Source organism: Pseudomonas sp. GW823-FHT02C02 (assembly GCF_058797635.1).
On record NZ_JBXAJV010000008.1, the window covers coordinates 80,289 to 105,896 of the forward strand.

Below are 25,608 nucleotides of genomic sequence, written 5' to 3' on the forward strand. Positions count from 1 at the left end.
CGCTTGATAGCTGCCACATGGGCGAGTTTGAGCTGATCCGCAATTTCTTCGCCGCCGCGCCTTGTGCGCAAGGCGGCGAAGGCGTTGCCCTCGGGATCGGTGATGACTGCGCCTTGCTCGCTTTTCCCCCCGGGGAGCAGTTGGCCATTTCCACCGACACGCTGGTTACCGGCGTGCATTTCGCAGAGCCTTGCGACCCTTTTCTGCTCGGTCAGCGTTCGCTGGCTGTGGCCGTCAGTGATCTGGCCGCCATGGGCGCCACCCCCGTTGCCTTTACCCTTGCCCTGACCTTGCCGACGGTGACCGCCGATTGGCTGGACGCTTACGCCCGTGGTTTGAACGTCATGGCGCAGCACTGTGGCGTGGCGCTGGTGGGCGGTGATACCACGCGCGGGCCGCTGAGCCTGACCATGACCGTGTTTGGTCGTGTGCCGGCCGGCAAGGCGTTGACCCGCAGCGGTGCGCAGCCCGGCGATTTGCTCTGCGTGGGCGGTGAGTTGGGCAATGCAGCGGGTGCCTTGCCGCTGGTGCTGGGGCAGCGGACGGCTGACGCCGCCATCGCTGATCCATTGCTGGCCCATTACTGGTCGCCGCGGCCGCAGCTGGCGTTGGGCCAGGCGCTACGCGGCAAAGCCACGTCGGCGCTGGATATCTCCGACGGCCTGCTCGCTGACTGCGGGCATATTGCCCTGGCGTCGAAGGTCGGCATTCAAGTTGAACGGGACCGATTGCCGCTGTCGAACGCTTTAGTGGCCTTCCTCGGCCAATCGGGCGCCGAAGCGGCAGCGTTGAGCGGCGGGGACGATTACGTGCTGGCCTTCACCCTACCGTCCGTCGAGTTACCCGCGTTGCTGGCCGCCGGCTGGCCGATCCATGTGATCGGCAGGGTAGAGGCCGGGCAGGGCGTGGTACTGCTGGACGCCGATGGACAGGACATCACCCCGCAAACCCGGGGCTATCAACATTTTCGGGAGACACCGTGACAGATCATCCCAAACAGGTCCCGGCGGAATTCGTACCGCCTTCGGTCTGGCGCAATCCCTGGCATTTCCTGGCGTTCGGCTTCGGCTCGGGCACCTTGCCAAAGGCACCGGGCACCTGGGGTTCGTTAGTTGCGCTACCCTTTATCCCGTTGTGGCAGATGCTGCCCGACTGGGGTTACTGGCTGATGCTCGGCATCACCATGCTGTTCGGCTTCTGGCTGTGCGGCAAGGTCGCCGACGATTTGCGGGTACACGATCACGAAGGCATCGTCTGGGACGAAATGGTCGGGATGTGGATCACCCTGTGGCTGGTACCGGAAGGCTGGTACTGGTTGCTGGCGGGGTTCCTGGTGTTCCGCTTCTTCGACATTCTCAAGCCCTGGCCGATTCACTGGATCGACCGGCATGTGCACGGTGGCGTCGGGATCATGCTCGATGACGTATTGGCAGGCGTGTTTGCGTGGTTGGCCATGCAAGGGCTGGTGTGGATTTTCGCCTGACGGGCGAGGCAGGGGACTAGGGATGGCTCGGCGCTGGTGGGTTGTGATGGTGTTCGCCATGTTTTGCTCGATCGTCCGAGCGGGCGATGCCACGACGACGCCGTCCGTGATTCATCTGGCCAGCGAAGACTGGGAAGACTACACCGCCGCTGACGGTCATGGCCTGGGTTGGGACGTGCTGCGGGAAGTGTTCGAGCCGGCCGGTGTCAAACTGGACATCCGCACCGAGCCTTACACCCGCTCCGTAGGCCTGGCCCAACTCCGCGAAGTGGATGCCTGTGTCGGCTCCTACCGCGATGAAAACAGCGATCTGCTTTATCCGCGCTGGAACTTCGATACCGATCACATCTACGCCCTGGGCCTGGCGAGCAATCCGGCACCGACCCTGGAGACGCTGGGCAACTATCGACTGGCCTGGGTCCGCGGCTACGACTACCAGGATTACCTGCCCAACGTGCAGCGCTATAACGAAGTCATCCGGCGCACCGGGATTCTGTCGATGCTGACCCACAACCGCGCCGACTACTACATCGATGCGCTGACCGAAGTCGACTATGTCCTCAAGTGGGCCAAGGATCCTTCGAAGTTTCGTCGCACCCACATCGCGGAATTGCCGCTGTACCTGTGCTTCGCCGATACGCCCAAGGCTCGGACGTTGATGGCGCTGTTCGATGAGCGCATGGAGTTGCTGGTGAAAAGCGGCCGGTTGAAACCGATCTTCGAACGCTGGAAACAACCCTATCCGTTCGATTCGAAATGAACACAAGTCCCTGTGGCACTGATGATTTCCTGTGGGCGTGAGCCTGCTCGCGATGGCGACTATCTGTTAAAGATCGGTGTTCCGACACACTGCTGTCGCGAGCAGACTCACTCCCACAGGGTGCTTGGGCGGACCTGAGATCTAACTTTTTGATCGTTATGCCCCATAATTCAGCCTAAGCGTCTGTAGGAACCTGCTGTTACAATGCCGCCTCTGCGAAACTCCAGTACTCATTGATCAGGAGCACACCGGTGCCTGTCGTTTTTGTCGCCGCTTCCAAGCTGCCAACGCCTTTTGCGCAATTCACCATGCACGGCTTTCTCGACGAAGAGAACGGACGCGAGCACGTGGTGCTGAGCCTGGGTGAGTTCGCCGACGGTGCCCCGGTACTGGGTCGGTTGCACTCCGAATGCCTGACCGGCGACGCCTTGTTCAGCCAGCGTTGCGACTGCGGCTCGCAGCTTGAGGCCGCCTTGCAGGCCATCGCTCGTGAAGGCCGTGGCGTGTTGCTTTACCTGCGCCAGGAAGGCCGTGGCATCGGCTTGCTGAACAAGATCCGCGCCTATGAGTTGCAGGATGGCGGTGCCGACACCGTTGAAGCCAACGAGCGTCTGGGCTTTGCCGCCGACCAGCGTGACTACGCCATGTGCCTGCCGATGCTGGAACACCTGGGCGTGAAATCCCTGCGCCTGATGACCAACAATCCGCGCAAGGTCAAAGCCTTGACCGACATGGGCATCGTGGTCGCCGAGCGTGTGCCGTTGCACACCGGTCACAATCCGCACAACAAACTCTACCTGGCCACCAAGGCCAGCAAGCTCGACCACATGATGGGCAACGAGCATCAGGGCGAGGCAGACCGGGCGTGACGCGCGGTCAAGTACGGCGGCGATTGTCCTTCAACTGGTGGCAATACCTGGCTCTGGCCCTGCTGCCCCTGTTCGTGATCAATGGCGTGTTCGGCCAGGGCGAGGCGCTCCTGCCGGTGCTGGCGATGCCGTTTTTCATCGCTGGTGTCGCCTCGATGTTTGTCAGCCTGAAGTTTTTTGGTGGCTACAAGCACGCATTGATCTCCACCCAGAAAGCCCTCGACACCCCGGAAGAACCCGCCGCCTGGATTACCCTGGCCGCCAAGCGCCGCACGGCGTTGCTGGTTGCGAGCCTGCCGGCCTGGATCGGCGCGTTGGCGGTGTTCGTCGGCCTTGAAGCGGTGCCGTTGGTGCTGCTGGCGCTGTCGACCACCGTGCTGTTCTACCTCTACCGTATCCCGCGTCAACTCGGCTGATGTATCGCTTCTGGCTGGCGCTGATGCTGCTGGCCGGCAGCGGCATGGCCTGCGCTGTTGAGCGCGTTGTCAGCCTGGCGCCGTCTCTGTCTGAAATCGTTGTCGAACTGGGCTCCGCGGACCTTCTGGTCGGCGTGCTGGATGCCGGTGAACGTCCTGCCGAACTCAACGGGCTTCCATCGGTTGGCCGCTATGGCCAGTTGGATATGGAGCAGTTGCTCAGCCTGAAACCCGATTTACTTCTGCTCTGGCCCGGCAGCGTTGGCCCGGCCCAGCGTGAACAACTCAAGCGCCTGAACATCCCTACGTATGTCGCCGAACCCCACAACCTCGAACAACTGACTGCGCAGATCGAAGCGATTGCCACGCAACTCGGTCGGCCTGAGCGTGGCGTTTCATTGGCCGCGCAATTACGCCAGCGCCTGGATGTGCTGCGCCAGCGATATCGCCGGGATCAACCGTTGCGGGTGTTTTATCAGGTTTGGGATCGGCCGCTGTACACCGTTGGCGGCGGGCAGATCATCAGTGATGCGCTGGAGTTGTGCGGGGCGCGCAATGTATTCGCCGACCTGACATTGCCGGCGCCGCAGGTCAGCGTCGAGGCGGTGTTGCAGCGTAATCCCGACGTGATTCTGGCCAGTGATCAGGCGCAGCTGGAGGCGTGGAAAGCCTGGCCGCAGGTGGCGGCGGTGGCGCAGGGGCGGTTGCTGTTGGTGACGGACAAGGGGTTGGAGCGGCCGAGTGGGCAGATGATCGAGGCGACGTCCAAACTTTGCCAGGTCATCGCGCCCGACCGCTAAGACCAAGGTGCGTCCTTCGCGGGCAAGCCTCGCTCCTACAGGTCCGGGGTGATCCTTGTAGGAGCGAGGCTTGCCCGCGAAGAGGCCCGCCCGAACACCGCACATTCAGAGTCCAGGCGTCCAGGTCACCCCAAACATCCACGCCCGACCTTCCTCGCGATACCCATACTGACTGCCATCATGGGTGTACAGCGCCCGGCTATAGCCCTTGTCCAGCAGGTTATCGACTTTCAGCTCAAGCTTGACCTCGCGATTCAATTCCCAGCTGCTGCGCAACCCCAGCAGGGCATAGCCACCCAACGGCTGTTGATTGTTCAAGTCGTCATAGCTGCTGCTCACCGCTTGCCAGCTGGCGCCGAGACCGAACCGGTCGAACTGACGATCCAGGTCCAGGCTCAAGGTGCGCCGCGCACGACGGGCCAGGGTATGGCCGCTGTCGCGATCCCTCGGGTCGATGATCGCCACGCCGAGGTTGCTCTGCCAGCCGAACAGTTCTTGTTTCAGAGCCGCTTCGAACCCGTTGATCCGAGCCGAAGCCACGTTCTGTGGCCGTGAGTTGCTGCCAAAAATAATCGCGTCTTCAAGGTCCGTGCGATAAAGCGACGTTTCGAGACGACTAGTCTCGGTCAACTGACTGCGCCATTGCAGCTCGTAGCTTTTCGAGGTTTCAGGCTTGAGGTCCGGGTTGCTGAAATCCGGGTAGTACAAGTCATTGAAGGTCGGTGCGCGGAAACCTTCGCTGTAGGTCAGTAATACGTCGTTGTCCGGGTTCAGCGGCAGGGTGAAGGTGCCGCTCCAGCTGTTCTGGCCGCCAAACTGCTGGTTCTGGTCCCGGCGCAGACCCAGTTCCGTGGAGAAACTGTCCGCCTGGTAGCGATGCTGGATAAACGCTGCGCGGTTCCAACGGCTGTCCTCGTCGAACGGGGTGCTGCTGTTGATCCGGTCTTCGTACCAGTCGCCGCCGAGAATCAGGCTGTTGCGCTCATTGAGCGTCAGGTCGTTCTGCCAGTTCACCGAATCACGGTACGTGTTGAACACGCTGCGTTCATCGCTGAGTTTGTCGAGGGTCTTCTCGCGGTTTTCGCTGTGACCGAATTCGACGCGGGTTTTCCAGATGTCGTTGACCCGGGCATCGACATAGCTGCTGATGCTGCTCACGGCAAAGTCGCTGTAAGGCTGCTGCTGGAGCGATTCGAAGGTCGTCGTGTCAAAGCGCCCGAATGGATTGTCGAACTCGCTTTTGCCGCGGTTATCCAGCAGGTTGGCGCCGATTTCGATGTCGTCGGTGAGGGCATGGCTCAGGCTCAGACTGACCGATTTGTTGCGGTATTCGTCATGATCGCCGTCGCTGGGATAGGACTCGTGGGTGCGGTTGATCCCGGCGGTTTCATCGAGGCTGGCGCCGAGGTTGAAGCGGGTTTTCTCATCGCCACCGGATAATCCGAGGCTGCGCTCCCAGGTCTGATGGCTGCCAAACCCCATGTGCATACGGGGTTGCAGGCCTTGTTCGCCACCACGGCGAGTGAAAATCTGGATCACGCCGCCAATCGCATCACTGCCATAAATCACCGAACGGGAGCCGCGCAGCACTTCCACGCGCTCGACCTGGTCGATGTTGATGTGTTGCAGGTTGCTGTCGCCGGAGGTTGAGTTGCCGATGCGTTGGCCGTCCACCAGCACCAGGCTCTGCGCTGACTGGGTGCCGCGAATGTAGATCCCCGGCAGACTGCCGCGCCCGCCGGTTTGCACGACTTGCACACCGGGTACACGACTCAGCAAGTCCGTGACGCTGCCCGGTTGCAGGCGGTCGATGTCGTCGCGGGTGAAAACGGTGTTGGCGGCGCTGCTGTCGTTACGCGCTTCGACCTGACGGTTGGCGCTGATCAGCACTTCAGGGAGTTTCAGGGCTTGATCGCGTTCGAAGGTGTCGGCCAGGAGTTGGCCGGCCGGCAGCAGGGTCAGCGTCAGGGCGAGGGGGGAGAGTTTCATCGGTAATCCGTTGGCGCTTTAAAGCGAACACAAATTTTGAAAGGCACAGAAAACCAATGTGGGAGCGAGCCTGCTCGCGATGAGGGTGTGTCAGTCAAAGAAGAGGTGACTGGCAGACCGCTATCGCGAGCAGGCTCGCTCCCACAAGGGGTTTTGCATTTGTTCAGATGTTGAGTAGTTGCAGGCGCTGGCGAACCGAAGCCTCGATCCCGGCCTCATCCAGCCCGCACTCGGCCAGCATCTGCGCAGGCTTCGCGTGCTCGACGTAACTGTCCGGCAAGCCCAGATGCAGCATCGACTTGAGGATGTTTTCACGCGCCAGGAACTCGCTGACCGCGCCACCGGCGCCGCCCATGATCGCGTTCTCTTCGATCGTCACCAGTAACTCATGGCTGCCGGCAATGTCGCGAACCAGGTCTTCATCCAGCGGTTTGACGAAACGCATGTCGACCACGGTTGCATCCAGCGTCTCGGCGACTTTCAGCGCCTCGGCCAGTTGCACGCCGAACACCAGCAGGGCGACTTTGCTGCCCTGGCGACGAACCACGCCTTTGCCGATTTCAATCGGCTGCAAGTCTTTCTCGATCGTTGCATTCGGGCCGGTGCCGCGCGGATAACGCACCGCCGCCGGGCCGTTGAACAGGTGACCGGTGGTGAGCATTTTGCGCAATTCGTTTTCGTCGCTCGGGGTCATCACCAGCATGCCGGGGATGCAACGCAGGAACGACAGGTCGAAGCTGCCCGCATGGGTCGGGCCGTCTTCACCCACCAGCCCTGCGCGGTCGATGGCGAACAGCACGTCGAGGTTTTGTACCGCGACGTCATGGATCAGTTGATCGTAACCGCGTTGCAGGAAGGTCGAATAAATCGCCACAACAGGTTTCGCGCCTTCGCAGGCCATGCCGGCGGCGAGGGTCACGGCGTGTTGCTCGGCAATCGCCACGTCGAAGTAACGCAGCGGGAAACGCTCGCTGAACGCCACCAGGTCGGAGCCTTCTTTCATCGCCGGGGTGATGCCCACCAAACGCGGATCAGAGGCGGCCATGTCGCATAGCCATTCGCCGAACACACCGGAATACTTCGGCCCACCGGATTTCTTCGGTGCAGCGGCCGGCGCATCAACGGGCTCAAGCTTGGTGATGGCGTGGTAACCGATCGGGTCGATTTCCGCCGGGGCAAAGCCTTTGCCTTTCTTGGTGACGACGTGCAGGAATTGCGGGCCTTTCAGATCGCGCATGTTACGCAGGGTGGCGATCAGGGTCGGCAGGTCGTGGCCATCGATCGGGCCGATGTAGTTCCAGCCCAGCTCTTCGAACAGCGTGCCGGGAACCAGCATGCCTTTGGCGTATTCTTCGGTGCGACGGGCGATTTCCCAGGCGCCGGGCAGGCGCGACAGGACCTTTTTGCTGCCTTCACGCATGCTGGCGTAAGTGCGGCTGGAAAGGATCTTCGCCAGGTAGTTCGACAGCCCGCCGACGTTGCGCGAGATCGACATGTCGTTGTCGTTGAGGATCACCAGCATGTTGGCGTTCACTTCCGGCGCATGGTTCAGCGCCTCGAAGGCCATGCCCGCGGTCAGTGCGCCGTCGCCGATCACGGCAATGGCCTTGCGATCACTGTTCTGCAGGCGGGCGGCAATGGCCATGCCCAGCGCTGCGCTGATCGAAGTGCTGGAGTGGCCGACGCCAAAGGTGTCGTACTCGCTCTCGGAACGACGCGGGAAGGCGGCGACGCCGTCCTTTTGGCGCAGGGTGGCCATGCGCTCGCGACGGCCGGTGAGGATTTTGTGCGGATAGGCCTGATGACCCACGTCCCACACCAGCCGGTCGTCCGGGGTGTCGAAGACGTAATGCAACGCGATGGTCAGCTCGATGACGCCCAGGCCGGCACCGAAATGCCCGCCGGTCTGACCGACCGTGTAGAGCAATTCCAGGCGCAACTCATCGGCCAGGGTTTCCAGCTCGGCTTCGCCTAACCGGCGCAGGCCGTCCGGCGTGTTGGCACGGTCGAGCAGGGGCGTGGTCGGGCGCTTGCGGGGAATCTCATGAAACGTCGTGGGCATCAGGCGAATCGTTATAGGTATAAAAGATGCGGCAGTTTACCTGATGCATCGCCCCCTGCCCACGCGTTGCTTTTAACTTGGCGGATACGCCGTCAGCTGCGTCGCTCGACGATGTAGCGGGCCAGATCGCGCAATGGCTCGGCTGCCGCGTCAAACGGTCGCAGTGCGTGCAGGGCCTGATCGCGCAGTTCCAGGGCGTAGGCCTTGGCCGCGTCGAGGCCGAGCAGGGCCGGGTAGGTCGGTTTGTCGCGCGCGATGTCGGCACCCTGGCGTTTGCCGAGGGTTTCGGTATCGCTTTCGACGTCGAGAATGTCGTCCTGCACCTGGAACGCCAGGCCGATGGCCTGTGCATAAGTCTGCAAGGACTTCAGTTCGTCCTTCTCGGCACGGCCGCTGGCCAGGGCGCCGAGTTTGACGCTGACCTCGATCAGCGCGCCGGTCTTGTGCCGGTGCATGGTTTCGAGGGCTTTTTGGTCAAGTTTCAGACCGACCGAACCAAGGTCGATGGCCTGACCGCCGACCATGCCGGCCGGGCCTGCCGCCAATGCCAGGGCGCTGACCATCTGCAGGCGGAGGTGGTCGGAGGTGAGAGCAGCGTCCGACGTGCTCAGGCGCGGGTCGAGCAGGGCACTGAACGCCAGGCTCTGCAAGCCATCACCGGCAAGGATCGCGCAGGCTTCATCGAATTTTTTGTGAGTGGTCGGCTGGCCGCGACGCAGATCGTCGTCGTCCATGGCTGGCAGGTCGTCGTGTACCAGGGAATACGCGTGAATCAGCTCCACCGCGCAGGCCGCGCCGTTGGCTTGCTCAGCCTTGCCACCGAGCGCTTCGCACGCGGCGTAGGCCAGGAGCGGGCGAACCCGTTTGCCACCATTCATCACGCTGTAGCGCATGGCTTCGTACAACCGCGCGAGCTCAGGGCTCGGCGCGTTGAACAGGGTTTCCAGTGCAGCGTTGACGCGGGCCTGGCTGGTCGCCGAATACGCAGCAATCATTCCGGCTGATCCGCGTCGAAGGGTTCCTCGGCCAGCTCGCCATCACGCTCGAGCAGCACTTGAACCTTTTGCTCGGCCTGGGCCAGCGCCGCCTGGCAATCGCGGGTCAGACCGATGCCTTGCTCGAAAGCCGTCAGCGAGTCTTCCAGCGACAATTCGCCGTTCTCCAGTCGCTCAACCAGCGTTTGCAGGTCAGCGAGGGATTGTTCGAAATCCAGTGCAGCTTTTTTGCGGGCCATGGCGGCTATTTCCGGTTGACGTTAAACCGGCGCGACACTAGCAGACATGGGGGGTATGGGCAAATGAGGGCGGGTTTTTGAGCCTTGATCCCAAGTTGAAAACACCCCTTGTGGCGAGGGAGCTTGCTCCCGCTGGGTCGCGCAGCAGCCCAAAAACCATTTGCCCAGGGTTTTCAGGAATACCGCATTCAGCCATTTACGACTGCTGCGCAGCCGAGCGGGGGCAAGCCCCTCGCCGCAAAGGAATGTCGCTTCCGTGAGTGATGGGGATTATTCGGCTCATTTCGTGAGCCGAATAAACGCGCTATTCGGCTCACGGACTCAAATGAGCGTGATTCCTACCGCAAATATAGATGTATCCGATTGTTAAAAAACCGCCAAATGGCTAACCTTCGCGCCTTCTACGACCCAATAGTCACGGGTCTTTCTGACGAAACGCAGTTTTAGGATCTGTAACGCGCCGAGGATCGGGTGCAAGGTTTCGTTATGCATGGCAGGAGGCGTCACATGCGTTCATTTCTTCTGGTGCTGATGGCGTTGGTCTTCGCGACCGCTGCCTGGGCCGAGCCGACGGCTGAGTTGTCGGAGCCGGTGGGCGGCTGGCGCTTCAACGGCCTGCTGGACCGCAGCGAATATCCTCAAGTCGCCTATCCGACGCCGCCCATCGACCGGGGCGTGCAGCGCAATCGCACGATGATCCAAGGCCAGCTCAAGGCCATCGGCACGCAACGCGGGCCTCATACGCTGGCCGTCAACGGCAATCCCCTGAATCTGTACACCGACGACCAGGGGCGATTCGCCCGGCCGTATGCGTTCGGCGCCGGTTCCAACAGCGTCGAAGTGCGCAGCTCTGAAGGCAAATCGCTCAAGCGCGTTCAATTCTATGAAGCCAACAACCTGCGCACCCCGGCGCGGATTCGCGTGGTGCTGGGTTGGGATGACCCGAAAGCCGAACTCGATCTGCACATCATTACCCCCGACGGCCAACACGCGTTCTGGGCTCGCCCGGCGATGAGCAATGGCGGCGGGTTGGATCCGGACGGCGTCGATGGCCCCGGCCCGGAAATGTTCACCATGACCGCGCCGATGCATGGCACCTATCTGGTTTACGTGAACTATTGGGGCAACTTCGGCAGCGGCGGCTATAACTTCGAGGAGACCAGCAACCAGAACGAGGTGATCACCTCGCAGATCAACCTGGTGCTCAACGAAAACACCGTCGACGAAAAACGCGAGACCTTCATCGTGCCCCTGCGGGCCATCGGTGATCTGCTGCTGGTCAAGACTTTCAACTATTAAGCATCCCGCTCTACGGATGACATCGGGTTTTGTGAACATGAGCGATAACACTGTTTCTCCGGCCGCCGAAACGCCAGCTGCCAAAACTCCTCGCCGCTGGCCGGCGCTACTGGTCGGGCTGATCCTGGTGGCTGGCGTCGCGGCCGGCTTAGGCTGGTTCATGCACAAACCCAAGACGCCACCGGCCGAACTGGCCAGCGACAAGCTGGGCATGAGCCGCCCGGACGGTCTGCTCGAAACCCATTCCCTGAGCCAATTGCCCAAAGACTTGCTGGCGGTGCCGTTCCTCAAGGAAACCCTGACCGAGGATTTCGTCTTCTATTACGAAGCGCATGCGGATCGCCTCGGCCTGATCGGCAGTCTGCGGCGGATCATTTACGAACATGACCTGAAGTTGCAGGACAGTTTGATCGAGCAGCTCTTCGATCAACCGGCGGATGTGGCGTTGTGGCGCGGGGCGGACGGTCGCTTGAAAGACTTTCTGTTGGTGATGGACCGAGGGGGCCTGGCCAAGCTGCTGGAGCCGCTGGCGAAAGTGGCGCTGGATGATTCGCAGCTGACCACCGTCGCCACAGTGAAAGTCGGCACCGACGATGTGACGCTTTATCAACTCACTTACAACGCCAGCAAGGCGCTGCTGTTCGCCTCCCATGGCGACAAACTGGTGGTGCTGTCCAACCCGACCAAACTCTACGATTCAGAAGGCGGAGCTTCGGAAGAACCGGGCAGCGTCTCGACCCAGTCCATCGCCGCGTTGCTCAACGGTGACAAACTGTTCCCCGAAGCCTTCGGCCTGCCACCGCGCGCGCGCGAGGTGAAACAACGCCTGTCGGTCAACGCGAGCGTCCTGGCCATGGGTTACCAGCGTTTCATCCCGAATTTCGCCGGCCTGCGCTTCGACATGGACGACAAGGGCTGGCACAGCTTCCTCGCCATGGACGAACTGGACAACCAGCCGGACTTCGATTTCAAACCGATCTGGCAAGCCATGCCAATGGGCGCCAGCGCTTGCGTGGCCCTGCCGCTCGCCGCCGAACAGCAGAAACCGCTGCTGGTGAAACTCGGTGCCGAAGAATCCGTCGCCCAGGCGCTGACCGAACACATGGCCGGGGCCGCCGGACTGTGCTGGTACGCCGATTCGCGGTTGTACACGCCGTTGCTGGTGGCCAGCCTGAATGACGACGACAGCGCCAAACTCGACGGTGACTTGGGCAACCTGTTCGGCTCGATGGTTGGCGCCTATGAAGGCAACGTCGAAGAACACGCGTTCCCGGTGGTCGAGAAACAGGAAGGCCAAAGCCATCAGTGGCAGCGCCAGGTCAGCTCCAACTTCGGTCCCTACAAAGCCAAGGACGCCGAGAACCCTGAGGCGATCACCGGCAAGGCGTTCATGAAAGTCAGCCTGGCGCGTCACGGTTCGACGTTGCTGTTCTCCCTCGATGACAAGCTCGTGGACAAGGCCCTCGGCACCCTCGACAAACGTTTCCCGCCGATGGCTGATGTGGTGCCGAAAGACCTGCTGATGCCGGTCTACTTCGGCCCGGAATCCATGGCGCAACTGATGCAGCAGGAAACCCTCGACAGCCTGCCGCAGGACATGGAGCCGGTGTTCTACAACGCCGCGCAAACCTACCTGATCCCGAAACTGCGCAAGCTTGGCGGCTATGGCAAGTACGCCCTGACTTTGCCCGAAGGCAGCGAGCCTGACGGCCATTGGCAGTGGCTGCCGCTGGAGTGGAAAGCGCTGTGACCGCACTTATCCGAGGCCTCGGCCTGCTGGCGATGTTGCTGGGCAGTCGCGCGTTTGCGGGAGAAGCCGCAGCGCTGGATCCGCAGCAATCCCAGGTGTTCCGCGCCTGGTTCGTGCGCATCGCCCAAGAGCAACTGACCCAAGGCCCCAGCCCGCGCTGGTATCAGCAGGACTGCGCCGGGCTGGTGCGCTTCGCCGCCAACGAAGCGCTGAAAGTCCATGACGACAAATGGCTGCGCAGCAATGGCCTGAGCAACCGCTACCTGCCGCCGGAACTGCAATTGAGCGAGGCTCAACGCAGCCTCGCCCAGCAGTGGCAGCAGGGCGGCGGCAAGGTCGGGCCCTACGTCAACGCGATCAAGTTGATTCAGTTCAACAGCCATCTGGTCGGTCGCGATCTGGCGCAAGCCCGACCCGGCGACCTGATGTTTTTCGATCAGGGCGACGACCAGCACCTGATGATCTGGATGGGCCGCTTCATTGCCTATCACACCGGCACCACCACCCCCACTGACAACGGCATGCGTTCCGCGAGCCTGCAGCAACTCATGACATGGAAGGACACCCGATGGATACCCGACGCAGCCAACCCCAACTTCATCGGCGTCTATCGACTGAACTTTCTCTCCCAATGATCGGTGCCCGCATGTTGCGTTTCCTGCCTCTGCTGTTGGTTTTGGTGCTGCCGTTTTCGGCGGTCAACGCCGAAGACACCGTCGAGCCGAGCGGCTACACGCCGGTGGCCGGTGAAAGCTTTTTCCTGCTGGCGGACAGCAGTTTCGCCAGTGACGAACAGGCGATGGTCCGCCTCGAAGCGCCGGGACGCGATTACCGTCGGTTCCGCATGGAGCCTTACGGCGGCGCCGACATTCGCGTGTACCGCATCGACAAACCGCTGGATTTCCTCAAGCGCCAGAAGAACCTGCACCGCGTGGTCAGCGACGGTCAGTTCAAGGGTGAAGGCCTGTCGAATACGCTCGCGTACCTGTGGGACAACTGGTATCGAAAATCCCGTCGGGTGATGCAGCGGGCGTTTTCCTACGAGTCACGCAAACAAGTCACCGAGGAAGTGCCGGAGCTGAAGATGGGCAGCGCGATTGCCGCGCCCACGCCTTACGACGCTCAGCCGCAATTCGCGCTGATTCCGGGTTTGCCGGTGGTCAGCCAGTTCCGTTATCCGCTGTGGCAAGCCAAACCGATCCAGCCACCTACCGGTGTGAATCTGGCCGGTTCTTCCAGTGAGTTCGTCAGCGTCGCGCCGGGCAACGTTTACATTCCGCTGGGCAATTTGAAACCCGGTCTGTACCTGGTGGAAGCGCTGATCGGCAAGTACCGTGCGACCACCATGGTGTTCGTTTCCAACACTGTGGCCGTGAGCAAGATTGCCGGTGATGAACTGGTGGTCTGGGCTGCGCGCAAGCACGAAGGCAGTTCGGTGCCGAAGGTCAATGTGCTGTGGACCGATGGCCTCGGCGTGATGAGCAGCGGCGCCACCGATGCCGATGGTTTGCTGCGCCTGAAACACGTCAGCCCCGAGCGTTCGTTCGTGATTGGCGAGGACGAAGAGGGTGGGGTGTTTGTCTCCGAGAACTTCTATTACGACAGCGAAATCTACGACACCAAACTCTATGCCTTCACCGACCGGCCGCTGTATCGGCCGGGGGATTGGGTGTCGCTGAAAATCGTCGGTCGCGAGTTCAAGAACGCCCGGGATTCCGTGGCACCGACCGCTGCCGACGTCAACGTGACGGTACTCGATGCCACCGGCACGGCGCTGCAATCGCTGGCGCTGAAGCTTGATTCCAAGGCTGGCACCCAAGGCCGATTCCAGTTGCCGGATAACGCCATGGCCGGCGGTTATGAACTGCGTTTCAGCTACAAGGACCAGGCCTACAGCAGCGCCTTCCGCGTGGCCGAATACATCAAGCCGCATTTCGAAATCTCGCTGAACCTGGCCAAGCAGGATTACCGCACCGGCGAACCGGTCAAGGGCAGCCTGGTGCTGCTGTACCCGGACGGCAAACCGGTGGCGAACGCAAAATTGAGCCTGAGTCTGCGCGCCCAGCAACTGTCGATGGTCGACAACGAACTGCAATACCTCGGGCAATTCCCGGTGGAGCTGACCAGCACCGAACTGACCACCGACAGCAAAGGCAACGCGACCCTCGACCTGCCGGCCGCCGAGAAACCGAGCCGATACATGCTCACCGTGTTTGCCAGCGATGGCGCGGCGTACCGGGTCAAGACCACCAAGGAAATCCTCATCGACCGTGGCGCCGCGAGTTTCCGCTTGAGTGCACCGCAGCGCTTCAGCGCAGTGGGTGACAAGGTTGCGTTCAGCTATTTGAATGAGGGTGGCAGCGAGCAGGCCAAAGCCGTCACGCCGGGCAGCTACGTTTGGGTACGTCTGGAGGATCAGAGCACTGGCGAAGGCAAACTCGCCACGACGGATAAAAGCTTCACCTTGGCCTTCGACCGTCCAGGCACCTACAACCTGACGTTGAAGGATGACCATGGCCGAGTCGTCGGCGCCACCGGCCATTCGGTGACCGGCGATGGCGTCAAAGCCGTGCCCGGCACTGTGGAAATCGTCCTCGACAAGCCCGAGTACAAGGCGGGCGACGAAGCCTTGGCGCTGATCACTTTCCCTGAGCCAGTCAGCGATGCATTGCTGTCGCTGGAGCGTGACAAGGTCGAGTCCACAGCGTTGCTGTCCAAGGGCGGCGACTGGCTGAAGATGGAAAAACTCAGCGACACCCAATACCGCGCGCGCATCCCGGTGAAGGACACTTTCGCGCCGAACCTGACCTTCTCGGTGCTGTACACCAAGGGCGGTCAGTACAGCTTCCAGAACGCCGGCATCAAGGTGATCGCGCCGCAGATCGACGTGGCCATTGCCACTGATAAAGAGGCATATCAGCCGGGCGATACCGTGTCGGTGGACCTGACTACCCAGTTCGCCGGCAAGCCGATTCCGGCACACCTGACGGTCAGCGTGGTCGATGAAATGGTCTACGCGCTGCAACCGGAAGTCGCGCCGACCATCGACCAATTCTTCTACCACCCACGCCGCAACAACGTGCGTACCAGCGCCAGCTTGTCGTTCATCAGCTACGACGTTGCGTTGCCGGGCAGCCCCGGTGCACCGGGTAAAGCCAACCGCAGCGAGCGTGGCGTGAAAGTGCTGGAACGGCCGCGCCGGGAAGACGTCGACACCGCCGCGTGGGAACCTGAGTTGATCACCGACGCCAACGGCAAAACCCGCTTCACCTTCAAGATGCCGGACTCGCTGACCCGCTGGCGCATCACTGCCCGAGCCATTGCCGATGACGGCCAGGTCGGGCAGAAGAAGCAATTCCTGCGCTCGGAGAAACCGCTGTACCTGAAATGGAGCGGCCCGACCCAATTCCGCAATGGTGACAAACCGGATCTCGGTGTGTTCGCCTTCAGCCAGGCGGAAAAACCGGTCAAGGCCGAGTTGGTGATCCATTACGGCGGCGCCGAACAGCGCGTGCCGGTGACCCTGAACAACGGCATCAACTACATCGCGCTGCCGGCGTTCGCGTTGACCTCCGGCGAGTGGACCGCCGAACTGGTGCAGGACGGCAAAACCGCCGACGCCCTCGCCGTGCGCCTGACCGCGACCGGCGAAGGCTGGCAGGTCACGCAAAGCCAAAGCCTGGACGTGGCCAGCGGTGACACGCCGCTGACCTTGCCGGCGGACGCGACGGATATTCGCCTGCGTCTGGATGACAGTCCGCAAGCGCTGTTCCGCTCGGCGCTCGATGATCTGCTGAGCTATCCGTACGGTGGCGTCGAACAAACCGCCAGCCGTTTGCTGCCATTGAGCATTGCGTACCCGACCTTGTCGTCGAACCCGCAGATCCGCGATCGCTTGCGCCTGATCATGCAAAACAGCCGTCTGCGCCTGGTGCAAATGGCCGGGCCGTCGGCGAGTTTCACCTGGTGGGGCATGGCCGGCGAGCCGGATGCGTTCCTCACTGCCTACGCCTATTACGCCGACTGGCACGCCAGCAAAGCGCTGGAACTGAGCCTGCCGCCGGAGCATTGGCAGCGGGTGCTGGAGGTGTATTCCAAGCAGGCGAAAAACACGCCGTTGCTGCAGCGGGCGCTGATTCTTTCGTTCGCCAGGCAGATGCAATTGCCGGTCAACACCTTGCTCAGTGGGTTGATGGATGACCTGGCGAAAGCAGGCGAGGGCAGCGCGGCGAATCTGATGGAAGATGGCGAGGACAGCCTTGTCATGAGCGATCCTGATTCGGCGCTTGGCTTGGCGACTGCTCGTGCGCTGACTGCCTCGTTGGCGAAACAATCGAAGGTGACTCTGCCGGACGCATTCAATCGTCAACTGCCGGATGCCCAGCAGCGATTGGCGGTCAGTTCTCAGCCATTTGCCGAAGCCTTGAACCTGTCGCTACAGCCCTTCGATCAGGCTCGTGCGCAAGCGTTGTTGCAGCGTTTGCTGCCGCAGCAATCGACCCTGGAGCGCGCTCTGGCGCTGACCTGGTTGCAACGCAGCATCGAGCAGGCCTCGCCCACCATCGCACTGGCGCCGGGTGAAGGCTGGAAAAAACAACACGGTGCTACCGGTGAAATGTACTGGACGTGGCAGGGCGCTTCACCCGTACCGGCGGTGTTGTCGCTGACCGGGACGCAAGAACGTCCGTTGCGAGCGGCATTGAGCTTCCAGAGCAAACAACCACCGGTCGATCCGATGGCCGTGACCATCACCCGTCGCCTGTCGCGTCTGGTGCCGGGTGACGAAGCCTTCACCTTCAAACTGGAAGCCGTCGGCACCCAGCCGTTGTCCAGCGACAGCCTGTACCTGGACGAAGTGATCATCACCAGTAAAGCCGCCAAACCGCTGCGCTACGGCATGCTCGAAGTGCCGCTGCCACCGGGCGCCGATGTCGAACGCACGACGTGGGGCATCAAGCTCATGGGCAAGGCCGGCACCGAGCCGACCGCGCTGGAGAAAGCGCGTTTCGAGCCGGGCCAGATGGCTTATGCGATTCCAGTCGATGCCTTGAGCGGCGAGCTGCGCCTGCGTCATCTGGTCCGCTTCTCGCAGAAAGGCCAATTCAACCTGCCGCCGGTGCGTTTCACTCAGGTCTACGCGCCGCAGCATCAAGCCCAGGAACAGAAACCGGCCCTCGGCCAGGTCACGGTCAACTGACATGACCCGACCGCTGGTCTGGTGGCTGCTGTGTTTGATCCCTGCGCTGGCGACAGCGCAGGAGGAGCCGCTGCGTCTGGGCTTCAAGGGTGAATTGATTTCGTTAAGCCAGACTCAAGTGATTTCACGTGAGCCATTGCCTGCTGATGTGCAGACACCGCTCGGCAGTTTGTGGAAGTTGTTTGTGTACGGCTGGCTGGTGGACACCGGCGCTCGTGAGCCCGCTTACGAGTGTCGCGGGCAGTCGAAAGAGGAAGTGTATTGCTGCGCTGCTGGCGGCAAGATCGAGCGCGATCAGGCGTTGGTGAAGTCATGTGGCTTGTACTTTGAGCCTGCGCGGTTGGGTATTTCTGAGGCTGGCTGGCGGGAATATTGGCAAGCACGGCAGGCGCCGGAATGGTTGCTGAACCTGCCTTCGTTACAGCCTTCTACGCGAGTTTCCGTGGCTGAATTGCTGAAAGTGCTGGCCGTGATGCCGGCGCAGGATCAGGCGCGGCGGGTGTTGCTCGATGTGGTGCTAAGCGCCGCTGACGGCAATGTCGTGGGCGAACTCGGTGGCCGGTTGCGGGTGAAAACCTGGAGCTGGTTGGGCGATCAGGACCCTGCGTCGCGTCAGGGCGGGTTTGCCGGATGGATGGCGGACGGTACGCCGATCTGGGCGGGTGGCCGGGGGACCAGTCAAATGGTCTTGCGTCACTACGGTGGGGTGTTGGCTTCTGTGTTGCCGGTTGAGTGGCCTTTGGATGCGGGACGTTGCGTCGAAGTCGGTCTGTTTTCCCGTTATCCGATCGGGCGTGTTCTTGCGGGGGATCGGGTTGTTTCTTCCGGGCCTCTGCAGGGCGACTATCGCGTCGAATTCGCCAATGGCAATCAACTGGATATCCACAGCGACGGCGAACTGTTTTTGCTGAAGGGCAAACTCGTCGCTCGACTCGACCGTGAAGAATACGTCGCCCGCGTCCTGCAAAGGGAAGCCAAACCCGAACCCATTGAAGCCGCCAAAGCCCTGGCTGTCGCGATCAGAACCTACCTGCTGCAAAACGCCACCCGTCATGGCGACTGCCTGAGCATCGACGACAGCAGCAACCGCCAACGCGTCGCCCCACGCCCGGCCACCGCTGAATCACGCCACATCGCCGCCTGGACCAGCGACCTCGTCCTCGCCGGCACCAGCGTCACCTATCACTCCGACCAACCCGGCCCGGACAAACTGTCCTGGCAGCACGCCATCGAACAAGCCAACGCTGGCCAGCGCTACGACGCCATCCTGCTGCACGCCTACCCACGCGCCAGCCTCAGCCGCTGGGACAACCCCGTCGCCTCCTGCGAAGCTCTGCCCGCCGCGCAAGATTGGCTACTAAAGCAACGCCGCGGCTGGCGTGCGCAGTTGGAAAGCGAGGTCGGCTACAACGACGTCAGCACTTTCGCCGTCTGCCGCCTGGCCTTCGGCCGCCCCTACGTCGACCGCGAACGCCAGCGCATCTACGTGCGCGGCGTGCTGTCACTGCAAGACCGTCTCGACCTGACCCACGAATACCTGCACCTGGCCTTCGAAGCACACCCCAACGGCCAGGATGAAACCTACATCGAAGGGCTCGCCCGCCACCTCTTGCTGGAATAGGCCATGAAACTCCGTTATCCACAGGTCTTCCTGTTCCTTTGTTCTTTTTGTGTATTGCCCGCAGTTTTTGCGGCTGAGAGTGGCGTGAAACTCAATACGCCCGTTGGTGGCTGGCGCACTGGCGCGTCCGAAGGTGAAGGTGAAAACTTTCGTCAAACCGTTAACTATCCAGCCTCCTCGGTGAACACGCCGGTCGGCCAAGCCAATACCGCCCGTATCACCGGGCAGATCAACGCCACGCCAAAGTCCAGTGAACCTGGGCGGTTGATCGTCAACGGCGTCAGCATGCCGCTGAAGATTGATCCGTCTGGGCGTTTTGATCGACCGTTCTCGTTTCCCAATGGCAGCAACAGCGTTGAAGTTCGCAGCCCTGATGGGCAGCAACGGTCTCGGACGCAGTTTCTTAATGTCAGTGGTGGGGCTACGCCGGCCAAGTTGCGCGTGCTGCTGGCGTGGGACAGCGATGGGACGGATCTGGACCTGCACCTCATCACGCCTGATGGCGCCCACATCTGGTACGGCGACCGCGCTGTTCCCAATGGCGCTGCGCTCGATGTCGACGTGACGACGGGATACGGCCCGGAAATCTTCGCCATGCCGGCGCCAATCAAAGGCCAATACCTCGTCTATGTGAATTACTTCGGGGGTGGGTATCGGAGTGATGAGGACGGGCAGGAAGAGGCGGTTCAAGCGCTGACGACGGCGCAGGTGACGGTGATTACGGAGGAAGGGACGCCGAACGAGAAGATGGAGACTTTTCTGGTGCCGATGCGGGCGGTGGGGGAGTTGACGTTGGTTAAGGGGTTTAGTTATCCGTGAGGAATTGTGCAGCAGCTTGCTGCACTATTTACTTTTTCCGGGCATTAAAAAGCCGGCTTGTGGCCGGCTTCTCGGGGACTGGCTTGGTTCATTTTTGGTAAACCTCACCAGCCTTCAAAACGTACACCCGGATCTTGCGTCCGGCTGTGGGACTCGGCGAGAAAGTCATCTGCCTTGTCGGTGCGATCAGAGCCGCGGGGCGGGGTGATGCGCAAATGTGGGGCGCAGCATACTGATTTTTTTGGGGAATTCCCAGTGCGGTGTGCGTCTTAGAGCTATCGGAGCTCGGGATTAAGTGACCCACCCGGAATTTTAGCGTGAATGTTCCGCCCTCATCGCGAGCAGGCTCGCTCCCACATGGATTGCGCAGTACCTGTGGGAGCGCTCGCGAGTACGGCGCGGTGCTACAAAAATGGCACCGCCGGCCGCCGTTTGTTCAGGGTCGACCACCAGAACACCCACCCCAGCACCCTGATGTTCTGCTTATCAATCTGCTCGGCATTGAAGATTTCATCCGGGTGTTCAGCTTTGTTGTAGCTGCGCAGCCGCAGGGCGTTGCCCGGCATCCGGTGCAGGTATTTGATCCGCAGCATCCCGTCGTGCTCGATGGCATAGATTTCCCCGTCAATCACTTTGGTCAGTCCTCGGTCGATGGCGAGGGTCGAGCCGTCCTCAATGCGCTCGCCCATGCCGTTGCCGATCATGTGGACGCAGAAGACATCCGTGTATTTGATTTCCAGGGAGTCGAGGTGGCTTTTGGGCAGACGGATGAATTGGCCGGGGTCTTCGGCGACGTGGGTTTTACAGGACCCCGGGGCGATGGGGATTTCCTTGAAGAGGGGCAGTTTGACGTCGGAGGGCTCGACCACCGTGTAGATGCCGCGAATGGCCTGGGCGTCGAAGGTGTTGCCGGCCTCGTCGAGAAGGCGCAGGTGTTTGGAGTCTTGTGGGCCTTCACCTGTTTTGAGCCAGTCACTGTTTACCGAGAGTAATCTGGAGACCTCTTCCATGCGGTAGGCGGGCACGCCGCGGGTGTACCAGTTATGGATATTTTGCGGCTCCGTGTCGAAGAAAGCGGCAAAACCTGTCGTCGTTATTTTCGCTTTTTCGAGGAGCGCTTTAAACCGTGGGCCGCTAGTGTTCTTTTTCATAAACACGAGTCTACGGCTGCTGCGCCGGGCTTTGAATAAACGAGCCGTTCAAATTTCGAGGGAAATTTACGACCGGATGTAAGACGTATTTGGAACAAATTAAACAAGAAAAAACGTAGCGTTCTGAAATTAAACGCTGCGTTTAAAAGGCCCTTGATAGACGCCCACAAAAAACCCCGGATCAACCGGGGTTTTTTTTCAAGTCGTCACAGGCGCGAGGCCAGTGGCGTCTCAGCCTTTGTAGGCAGCAACCGACTTGGTGATGGCGTCGCGAGCGGCATCTGCACCGGCCCAGCCTTCGATCTTCACCCATTTGCCTTTTTCGAGATCTTTGTAGTTCGCGAAGAAGTGCTCGATCTGCTGAATCAGCAGGGGTGGCAGGTCGGTGTATTCCTTCACGTCGACGTACAGCTGGGACAGCTTGTCGTGTGGGACTGCGATGACTTTGGCATCGCCGCCGCCGTCGTCGGTCATGTTCAGGATGCCGACCGGACGAGCGCGGATCACCGAGCCTGGCGCTACCGGGTAAGGGGTAACGACCAGCACGTCGAGGGGGTCACCGTCGTCGGCCAGGGTGTTCGGGATGTAACCGTAGTTGGCCGGGTAGAACATCGGGGTGGCCATGAAACGGTCAACGAACAGGCAATCGCTGTCTTTGTCGATTTCGTATTTGATCGGCGCGTGGTTGGCCGGGATCTCGATCGCGACGTAGATGTCGTTCGGCAGGTCTTTGCCAGCCGGAATCTTGCTGTAGCTCATTGGGCGGTGCCCCCGTTAGTTGACCAAAAACACTTGGCCGGATTGACCAAAAAGTGGCGGCGATTATAGGCATATTCCGCCACCGTTGCTATGTGCCAGAGGTCGTGTAGACCCGAGTGCCCAGCCTCACCGATACTGTTGCTTTTTGACGGCGTCCGTTGCGGTCATGCTGCGTTGCCGCTCCTCGCCATAGCCAGCTATGACTCGTCGCGGCGCCTTGCCTGACCACAACGACCACTCGTCAAAAGAGCAACGTATCGGTGAGGCTGGGCACTAGTCGTGTGCCTGATAGACCGGGTTCTCGGCCAGAAGTTGCCGTAGCCGGGCCAGCGGGTCCTGGCGGTAAAACAGCTTCAGTTGCTCGTAGACCTGAGGATACGCCTCGTGCAGCAAATCCGGAGCGCTGAAGAAGTATTCGCTGGTGACGGCGAAGAATTCGGCGGGGTTTTCCGCCGCATAGGGATCGATGGCCGTTTCGGCGTCCGGATTGCGGTCAAGGTGCCGATTGAGGTCGTCGTAGGCGTGTTGCATGACCTTTGCCCACTCGCTGACCCGCATGTCGGGGTGCAGCGGCGGCAAGCCGTTGGCGTCGCCGTTGAGCATGTCGAGTTTGTGCGCGAGCTCGTGGATCACCAGGTTGTAGCCTTCCCAGCCACCGCTGGCCATCACGCCGGGCCAGGCCAGGATGATCGGGCCTTGCTGCCAGGCTTCGCCGCTGTGTTCGCCGTCCCACTCGTGTTCGACACCGCTGGCATCGCGATGCCGTTGGGGGCTGAGGAAGTCGTCGGGGTAGAGGACGATTTCGTGGAAACCCTGATACCAGTTCAGATCGCCCAAGTGCAGCAGTGGCAGTTGCGCTTGAGCGGCGAGCAACAGGCGTTGTTCCTGATGGAGTTCGACGCCGGGCAGGGCGGTCAGGTGTTTATCTTCCAGGAACAGCACGCAGGCTTCACGCAGCCATTGGTCTTCGGCGGCGCTGATGCCGTCAAGAAAACTCAAGTGATGGCGCACCCGCTGCCACACGTCGTCGGCAATCGGGTGTCTGGCCAGGATGCGCCGGCGACGCCAGGCGCTCAGGGACCACATCGCGGGTCAGCGCGATTGGGTTTTGGACGCGGCGTTGCCGAAACGGCTGCGGACCACGCCGATGATCATCGGTACCAGCGACAGCAGGATGATGGCCACCACCAGCAGCGAAAGGTTTTTCTTGATGAACGGCACGTTGCCGAAGAAGTAACCCAGGGTCACCAGACCGCCGACCCACAGAATGGTGCCGAGCACACTGAAGGCAAAGAAACGCGGGTAAGGCATTTTGGCGACGCCGGCGACGAACGGCGCAAAGGTGCGGATGATCGGCAGGAAGCGCGCCAGGGTCACGGTCTTGCCACCGTGCTTGTCATAGAAATCGTGGGTCTGTTGCAGGTAGTCGCGACGGAAGATTTTCGAGTTCGGGTTGCTGAACAGGCGTTCGCCCGCTGTTCGGCCGATGACATAGTTGGTGCTGTCACCGAGGATCGCTGCGAGCATCAGCAAACCGCCCAGCAACACCGGGTCCATGCCGCCGCCGGCCGCAACGGCGCCCGCGATGAACAGCAGGGAGTCGCCCGGCAGGAAGGGCATCACCACCAGACCGGTTTCGCAGAAGATCACCAGAAACAGGATGGCGTAGATCCATGGCCCGTAGTTGTTCACCAGCAAATCGAGGTAAACATCGAGATGCAGGATAAGGTCGATCGGGTTGAAATCCATGGAGGGGCACCTGTGGTGACGGCCGGACTCAGCAGGCCTGTGCGGATGACTTCGCGAAAGCCTACAGACGAGTGTAGTTTTTCTTACAAGCCGAAAAGGCCGGCATTATACGGGCTGAGTGATGAAGCGCGCGTCGAGATTGTAGCGGGGGATGTCTATGGCGCGGCCGGAAGTCTGGTGACAATAAATAACCCTTTCTGTGATGAACGAGCGCGCTCCCTCATCACAGAAGTCAGGATCAGAGCTCGTCGCTGATCGGCAATACGTAGTTCTTGAACTCGGTGTCTTCCTTGAACCCGATGGATTCGTAGGTTTTCTGCGCCACTTCGTTGTTGCTGCTGGTGGAAACGCGCATGCGCACGGCATTGGTTTCCTTGGCCATTTTCTTCGCGGTGCGAATCAGGTTATCGGCCACCAGCTGACGGCGGGCGTCTTCGGCGACATAGATGTCGTTGAGGATCCACACGCGCTTGAGCGAAAGGGATGAAAAGCTCGGGTACAACTGACAGAAACCCATCAGCTTGTCTTTGTCATCGGCCAGCGCCAGATAGATCACCGATTCCTTGCGGCGCAGACGTTTTTCAAGGAATGCCCGGGAGGAGTCTGGATAAGCCAATGAGCCATAAAACTCGCGATATTTGACGAACAACGGGGTCAGCAGGTCCAGGTGTTCGAGGGTCGCTTGAATAATCCGCATCGATAGGTCTCGTCTTCAAGTGGCTGTCTTCACGTGCTCTGACGGCGAACGGTTCTTCACTCGGGCAGCCGTGCATCGATCCTGCCTGAAACCGGAACAGAAACGCAATGCGGAAACGGTTCAGGCATTCGGCGGGCTCAGTAGGAAATTACCTTTCATGTCCGCACCTGCGTCCGACTCCAGCGTCTGAACCTGGGCTTCGTCCTTCAGATTGACCCCCGACAGCTGGCGGCGGCAAGCCTCGCGCATCAGGTACAGCAAGCGGTGTGCCGCCATTGCGTAGCTCAGGCCCTCGAGCCGGACATTGGAGATGCAGTTGCGGCAGGCGTCCGTCAGCCCGACCTTTGGATTGTAGGTGAAATATAACCCCAGGCTGTCCGGCGAACTGAGACCCGGGCGTTCACCGATCAGGATCACCACCATTTTTGCGCCGAGCAGTTCGCCAATCTCGTCGGCCACCGCGACCCGCCCTTGTTCCACCAGCACCACCGGTGAAACGGACCAGCCTTCAGCCTCGATTTGCTCCTGCATCCGCGCCAGAAACGGCAAGGTATGGCGATGAACGGCCAGCGCCGACAAGCCATCGGCGACCACGATCACCAGATCCACGCCACCCGGGTTCGCCTGCGCGTATTCGCGCAGGGTCTGCGCCGATTCATCGCTCAACTTTCGCCCCAGATCAGGCCGCTGCAAGTAACTGTCCCGGTTCGTGGCGGCGCTGTGCAGCAGCAAACTCTCGCGCCCGACCTCGGCCAGTTGCGAGCTGAGCCCGGCATGATCGAACGGCAAGTGCACCGCGTCCCGGGCTTGTGCGTGGGCGTACTGGAAATCCAGTTGCGCGCTGGTCGGCATGCTGGTGCCGGTGCGGCCCAGGGCAATCCGCGCCGGGGTCAGGCGACGCAGCTCCAGCAACGGATTCTCTGGGTCAACAGGTGGTTTATCCATTTCAACGC

General features: G+C 61.0%; 22 protein-coding genes. 12 read left to right on the forward strand and 10 right to left on the reverse strand.

Annotated features, from left to right (window positions below; genetic code table 11):
* The first annotated feature begins 17 nt into the window (after positions 1-17).
* From thiL to AC1ROI_RS16155, 6 genes are all read left to right on the forward strand, one after another.
* Positions 18-983, forward strand: coding sequence for a thiamine-phosphate kinase (gene thiL / locus AC1ROI_RS16130; protein WP_102593813.1), 966 nt, complete (start codon positions 18-20; stop codon positions 981-983).
* On the forward strand, positions 980-1,483 hold the full coding sequence (locus tag AC1ROI_RS16135; RefSeq protein WP_008033735.1) for a phosphatidylglycerophosphatase A family protein: 504 nt from the start codon (positions 980-982) through the stop codon (positions 1,481-1,483). The genes thiL and AC1ROI_RS16135 overlap by 4 nt, the downstream gene beginning before the upstream one ends.
* A gap of 22 nt (positions 1,484-1,505) precedes the next feature.
* The gene (locus AC1ROI_RS16140; protein WP_102593814.1) at positions 1,506-2,243 is read left to right on the forward strand and encodes a substrate-binding periplasmic protein; all 738 of its coding nucleotides are present in this window, start codon (positions 1,506-1,508) and stop codon (positions 2,241-2,243) included.
* A gap of 251 nt (positions 2,244-2,494) precedes the next feature.
* On the forward strand, positions 2,495-3,112 hold the full coding sequence (ribA, locus tag AC1ROI_RS16145) for a GTP cyclohydrolase II (RefSeq protein ID WP_027924335.1): 618 nt from the start codon (positions 2,495-2,497) through the stop codon (positions 3,110-3,112).
* A complete protein-coding gene (locus AC1ROI_RS16150; RefSeq protein ID WP_102593815.1) occupies positions 3,109-3,528 on the forward strand; it encodes an MFS transporter in 420 nt (139 codons plus the stop codon). The genes ribA and AC1ROI_RS16150 overlap by 4 nt, the downstream gene beginning before the upstream one ends.
* The gene (locus AC1ROI_RS16155; RefSeq protein ID WP_102593816.1) at positions 3,528-4,328 is read left to right on the forward strand and encodes a cobalamin-binding protein; all 801 of its coding nucleotides are present in this window, start codon (positions 3,528-3,530) and stop codon (positions 4,326-4,328) included. The genes AC1ROI_RS16150 and AC1ROI_RS16155 overlap by 1 nt, the downstream gene beginning before the upstream one ends.
* A gap of 105 nt (positions 4,329-4,433) precedes the next feature.
* Here the strand turns inward: AC1ROI_RS16155 and AC1ROI_RS16160 are convergent, their stop codons facing one another.
* The 4 genes from AC1ROI_RS16160 to AC1ROI_RS16175 all read right to left on the reverse strand — a co-directional run bounded on the left by AC1ROI_RS16160 (position 4,434) and on the right by AC1ROI_RS16175 (position 9,613).
* The gene (locus AC1ROI_RS16160) at positions 4,434-6,317 is read right to left on the reverse strand and encodes a TonB-dependent receptor domain-containing protein (protein ID WP_010467330.1); all 1,884 of its coding nucleotides are present in this window, start codon (positions 6,315-6,317) and stop codon (positions 4,434-4,436) included.
* 163 nt (positions 6,318-6,480) lie between these two features.
* Entirely contained in the window at positions 6,481-8,379 is a 1,899-nt protein-coding gene (gene dxs / locus AC1ROI_RS16165; RefSeq protein WP_102593817.1) for a 1-deoxy-D-xylulose-5-phosphate synthase, read from the reverse strand.
* 92 nt (positions 8,380-8,471) lie between these two features.
* Positions 8,472-9,374 carry a polyprenyl synthetase family protein gene (locus AC1ROI_RS16170; RefSeq protein WP_010467332.1) on the reverse strand — a complete coding sequence of 301 codons (903 nt, stop codon included), beginning with the start codon at positions 9,372-9,374 and terminating at the stop codon, positions 8,472-8,474.
* Positions 9,371-9,613, reverse strand: coding sequence for an exodeoxyribonuclease VII small subunit (locus tag AC1ROI_RS16175; RefSeq protein WP_007894317.1), 243 nt, complete (start codon positions 9,611-9,613; stop codon positions 9,371-9,373). Before AC1ROI_RS16175 ends, AC1ROI_RS16170 begins: the two co-directional genes overlap by 4 nt.
* A gap of 507 nt (positions 9,614-10,120) precedes the next feature.
* Here AC1ROI_RS16175 and AC1ROI_RS16180 point away from each other — a divergent pair.
* Genes AC1ROI_RS16180 through AC1ROI_RS16205 form a run of 6 tightly spaced genes read left to right on the forward strand, consistent with a single transcriptional unit; the run spans position 10,121 to position 20,299 of the window.
* Complete coding sequence (locus AC1ROI_RS16180) at positions 10,121-10,912, forward strand: YfaP family protein (protein ID WP_102593818.1); 792 nt, start codon at positions 10,121-10,123, stop codon at positions 10,910-10,912.
* Between the two features lie 37 nt (positions 10,913-10,949).
* Complete coding sequence (locus tag AC1ROI_RS16185; protein ID WP_102593819.1) at positions 10,950-12,662, forward strand: DUF2138 domain-containing protein; 1,713 nt, start codon at positions 10,950-10,952, stop codon at positions 12,660-12,662.
* 32 nt (positions 12,663-12,694) lie between these two features.
* The gene (locus AC1ROI_RS16190; protein WP_186353740.1) at positions 12,695-13,297 is read left to right on the forward strand and encodes a DUF1175 domain-containing protein; all 603 of its coding nucleotides are present in this window, start codon (positions 12,695-12,697) and stop codon (positions 13,295-13,297) included.
* Entirely contained in the window at positions 13,294-17,859 is a 4,566-nt protein-coding gene (locus AC1ROI_RS16195) for an alpha-2-macroglobulin family protein (RefSeq protein ID WP_102593821.1), read from the forward strand. The genes AC1ROI_RS16190 and AC1ROI_RS16195 overlap by 4 nt, the downstream gene beginning before the upstream one ends.
* Before the next feature lies 1 nt (position 17,860).
* Positions 17,861-19,480 carry a DUF2300 domain-containing protein gene (locus AC1ROI_RS16200; protein ID WP_102593822.1) on the forward strand — a complete coding sequence of 540 codons (1,620 nt, stop codon included), beginning with the start codon at positions 17,861-17,863 and terminating at the stop codon, positions 19,478-19,480.
* A gap of 3 nt (positions 19,481-19,483) precedes the next feature.
* On the forward strand, positions 19,484-20,299 hold the full coding sequence (locus tag AC1ROI_RS16205; protein WP_083375667.1) for a YfaP family protein: 816 nt from the start codon (positions 19,484-19,486) through the stop codon (positions 20,297-20,299).
* 404 nt (positions 20,300-20,703) lie between these two features.
* On the opposite strand, the gene AC1ROI_RS16210 is transcribed toward AC1ROI_RS16205, so the two are convergent.
* The 6 genes from AC1ROI_RS16210 to eutC form a co-directional block, all read right to left on the reverse strand.
* The gene (locus AC1ROI_RS16210; protein WP_102593823.1) at positions 20,704-21,450 is read right to left on the reverse strand and encodes a S24 family peptidase; all 747 of its coding nucleotides are present in this window, start codon (positions 21,448-21,450) and stop codon (positions 20,704-20,706) included.
* A 231-nt stretch (positions 21,451-21,681) separates the two neighbouring features.
* Entirely contained in the window at positions 21,682-22,209 is a 528-nt protein-coding gene (gene ppa / locus AC1ROI_RS16215) for an inorganic diphosphatase (protein WP_008052339.1), read from the reverse strand.
* A 273-nt stretch (positions 22,210-22,482) separates the two neighbouring features.
* Entirely contained in the window at positions 22,483-23,295 is an 813-nt protein-coding gene (locus tag AC1ROI_RS16220; RefSeq protein ID WP_010467340.1) for a M90 family metallopeptidase, read from the reverse strand.
* Between the two features lie 6 nt (positions 23,296-23,301).
* Positions 23,302-23,958 (reverse strand): DedA family protein, encoded by a 657-nt coding sequence (locus AC1ROI_RS16225; RefSeq protein ID WP_010467341.1) that lies wholly within the window; start codon positions 23,956-23,958, stop codon positions 23,302-23,304.
* A gap of 238 nt (positions 23,959-24,196) precedes the next feature.
* Entirely contained in the window at positions 24,197-24,655 is a 459-nt protein-coding gene (locus AC1ROI_RS16230; RefSeq protein WP_010467342.1) for a GNAT family N-acetyltransferase, read from the reverse strand.
* 120 nt (positions 24,656-24,775) lie between these two features.
* Positions 24,776-25,600, reverse strand: coding sequence for an ethanolamine ammonia-lyase subunit EutC (gene eutC, locus AC1ROI_RS16235; protein WP_172962174.1), 825 nt, complete (start codon positions 25,598-25,600; stop codon positions 24,776-24,778).
* Positions 25,601-25,608: the final 8 nt, after the last annotated feature.

Bases quoted from the DNA above. Each gene is read 5' to 3' on its own strand.
- thiL (WP_102593813.1), top strand. From the start codon at position 18: ATGGGCGAGTTTGAGCTGATCCGCAATTTCTTCGCCGCCGCGCCTTGT.
- AC1ROI_RS16140 (WP_102593814.1), top strand. From the start codon at position 1,506: ATGGCTCGGCGCTGGTGGGTTGTGATGGTGTTCGCCATGTTTTGCTCG.
- AC1ROI_RS16155 (WP_102593816.1), top strand. From the start codon at position 3,528: ATGTATCGCTTCTGGCTGGCGCTGATGCTGCTGGCCGGCAGCGGCATG.
- AC1ROI_RS16160 (WP_010467330.1), bottom strand. From the start codon at position 6,317: ATGAAACTCTCCCCCCTCGCCCTGACGCTGACCCTGCTGCCGGCCGGC.
- dxs (WP_102593817.1), bottom strand. From the start codon at position 8,379: ATGCCCACGACGTTTCATGAGATTCCCCGCAAGCGCCCGACCACGCCC.
- AC1ROI_RS16170 (WP_010467332.1), bottom strand. From the start codon at position 9,374: ATGATTGCTGCGTATTCGGCGACCAGCCAGGCCCGCGTCAACGCTGCA.
- AC1ROI_RS16175 (WP_007894317.1), bottom strand. From the start codon at position 9,613: ATGGCCCGCAAAAAAGCTGCACTGGATTTCGAACAATCCCTCGCTGAC.
- AC1ROI_RS16180 (WP_102593818.1), top strand. From the start codon at position 10,121: ATGCGTTCATTTCTTCTGGTGCTGATGGCGTTGGTCTTCGCGACCGCT.
- AC1ROI_RS16185 (WP_102593819.1), top strand. From the start codon at position 10,950: ATGAGCGATAACACTGTTTCTCCGGCCGCCGAAACGCCAGCTGCCAAA.
- AC1ROI_RS16190 (WP_186353740.1), top strand. From the start codon at position 12,695: ATGTTGCTGGGCAGTCGCGCGTTTGCGGGAGAAGCCGCAGCGCTGGAT.
- AC1ROI_RS16195 (WP_102593821.1), top strand. From the start codon at position 13,294: ATGATCGGTGCCCGCATGTTGCGTTTCCTGCCTCTGCTGTTGGTTTTG.
- AC1ROI_RS16200 (WP_102593822.1), top strand. From the start codon at position 17,861: ATGACCCGACCGCTGGTCTGGTGGCTGCTGTGTTTGATCCCTGCGCTG.
- AC1ROI_RS16205 (WP_083375667.1), top strand. From the start codon at position 19,484: ATGAAACTCCGTTATCCACAGGTCTTCCTGTTCCTTTGTTCTTTTTGT.
- AC1ROI_RS16210 (WP_102593823.1), bottom strand. From the start codon at position 21,450: ATGAAAAAGAACACTAGCGGCCCACGGTTTAAAGCGCTCCTCGAAAAA.
- ppa (WP_008052339.1), bottom strand. From the start codon at position 22,209: ATGAGCTACAGCAAGATTCCGGCTGGCAAAGACCTGCCGAACGACATC.
- AC1ROI_RS16220 (WP_010467340.1), bottom strand. From the start codon at position 23,295: ATGTGGTCCCTGAGCGCCTGGCGTCGCCGGCGCATCCTGGCCAGACAC.
- AC1ROI_RS16225 (WP_010467341.1), bottom strand. From the start codon at position 23,958: ATGGATTTCAACCCGATCGACCTTATCCTGCATCTCGATGTTTACCTC.
- AC1ROI_RS16230 (WP_010467342.1), bottom strand. From the start codon at position 24,655: ATGCGGATTATTCAAGCGACCCTCGAACACCTGGACCTGCTGACCCCG.
- eutC (WP_172962174.1), bottom strand. From the start codon at position 25,600: ATGGATAAACCACCTGTTGACCCAGAGAATCCGTTGCTGGAGCTGCGT.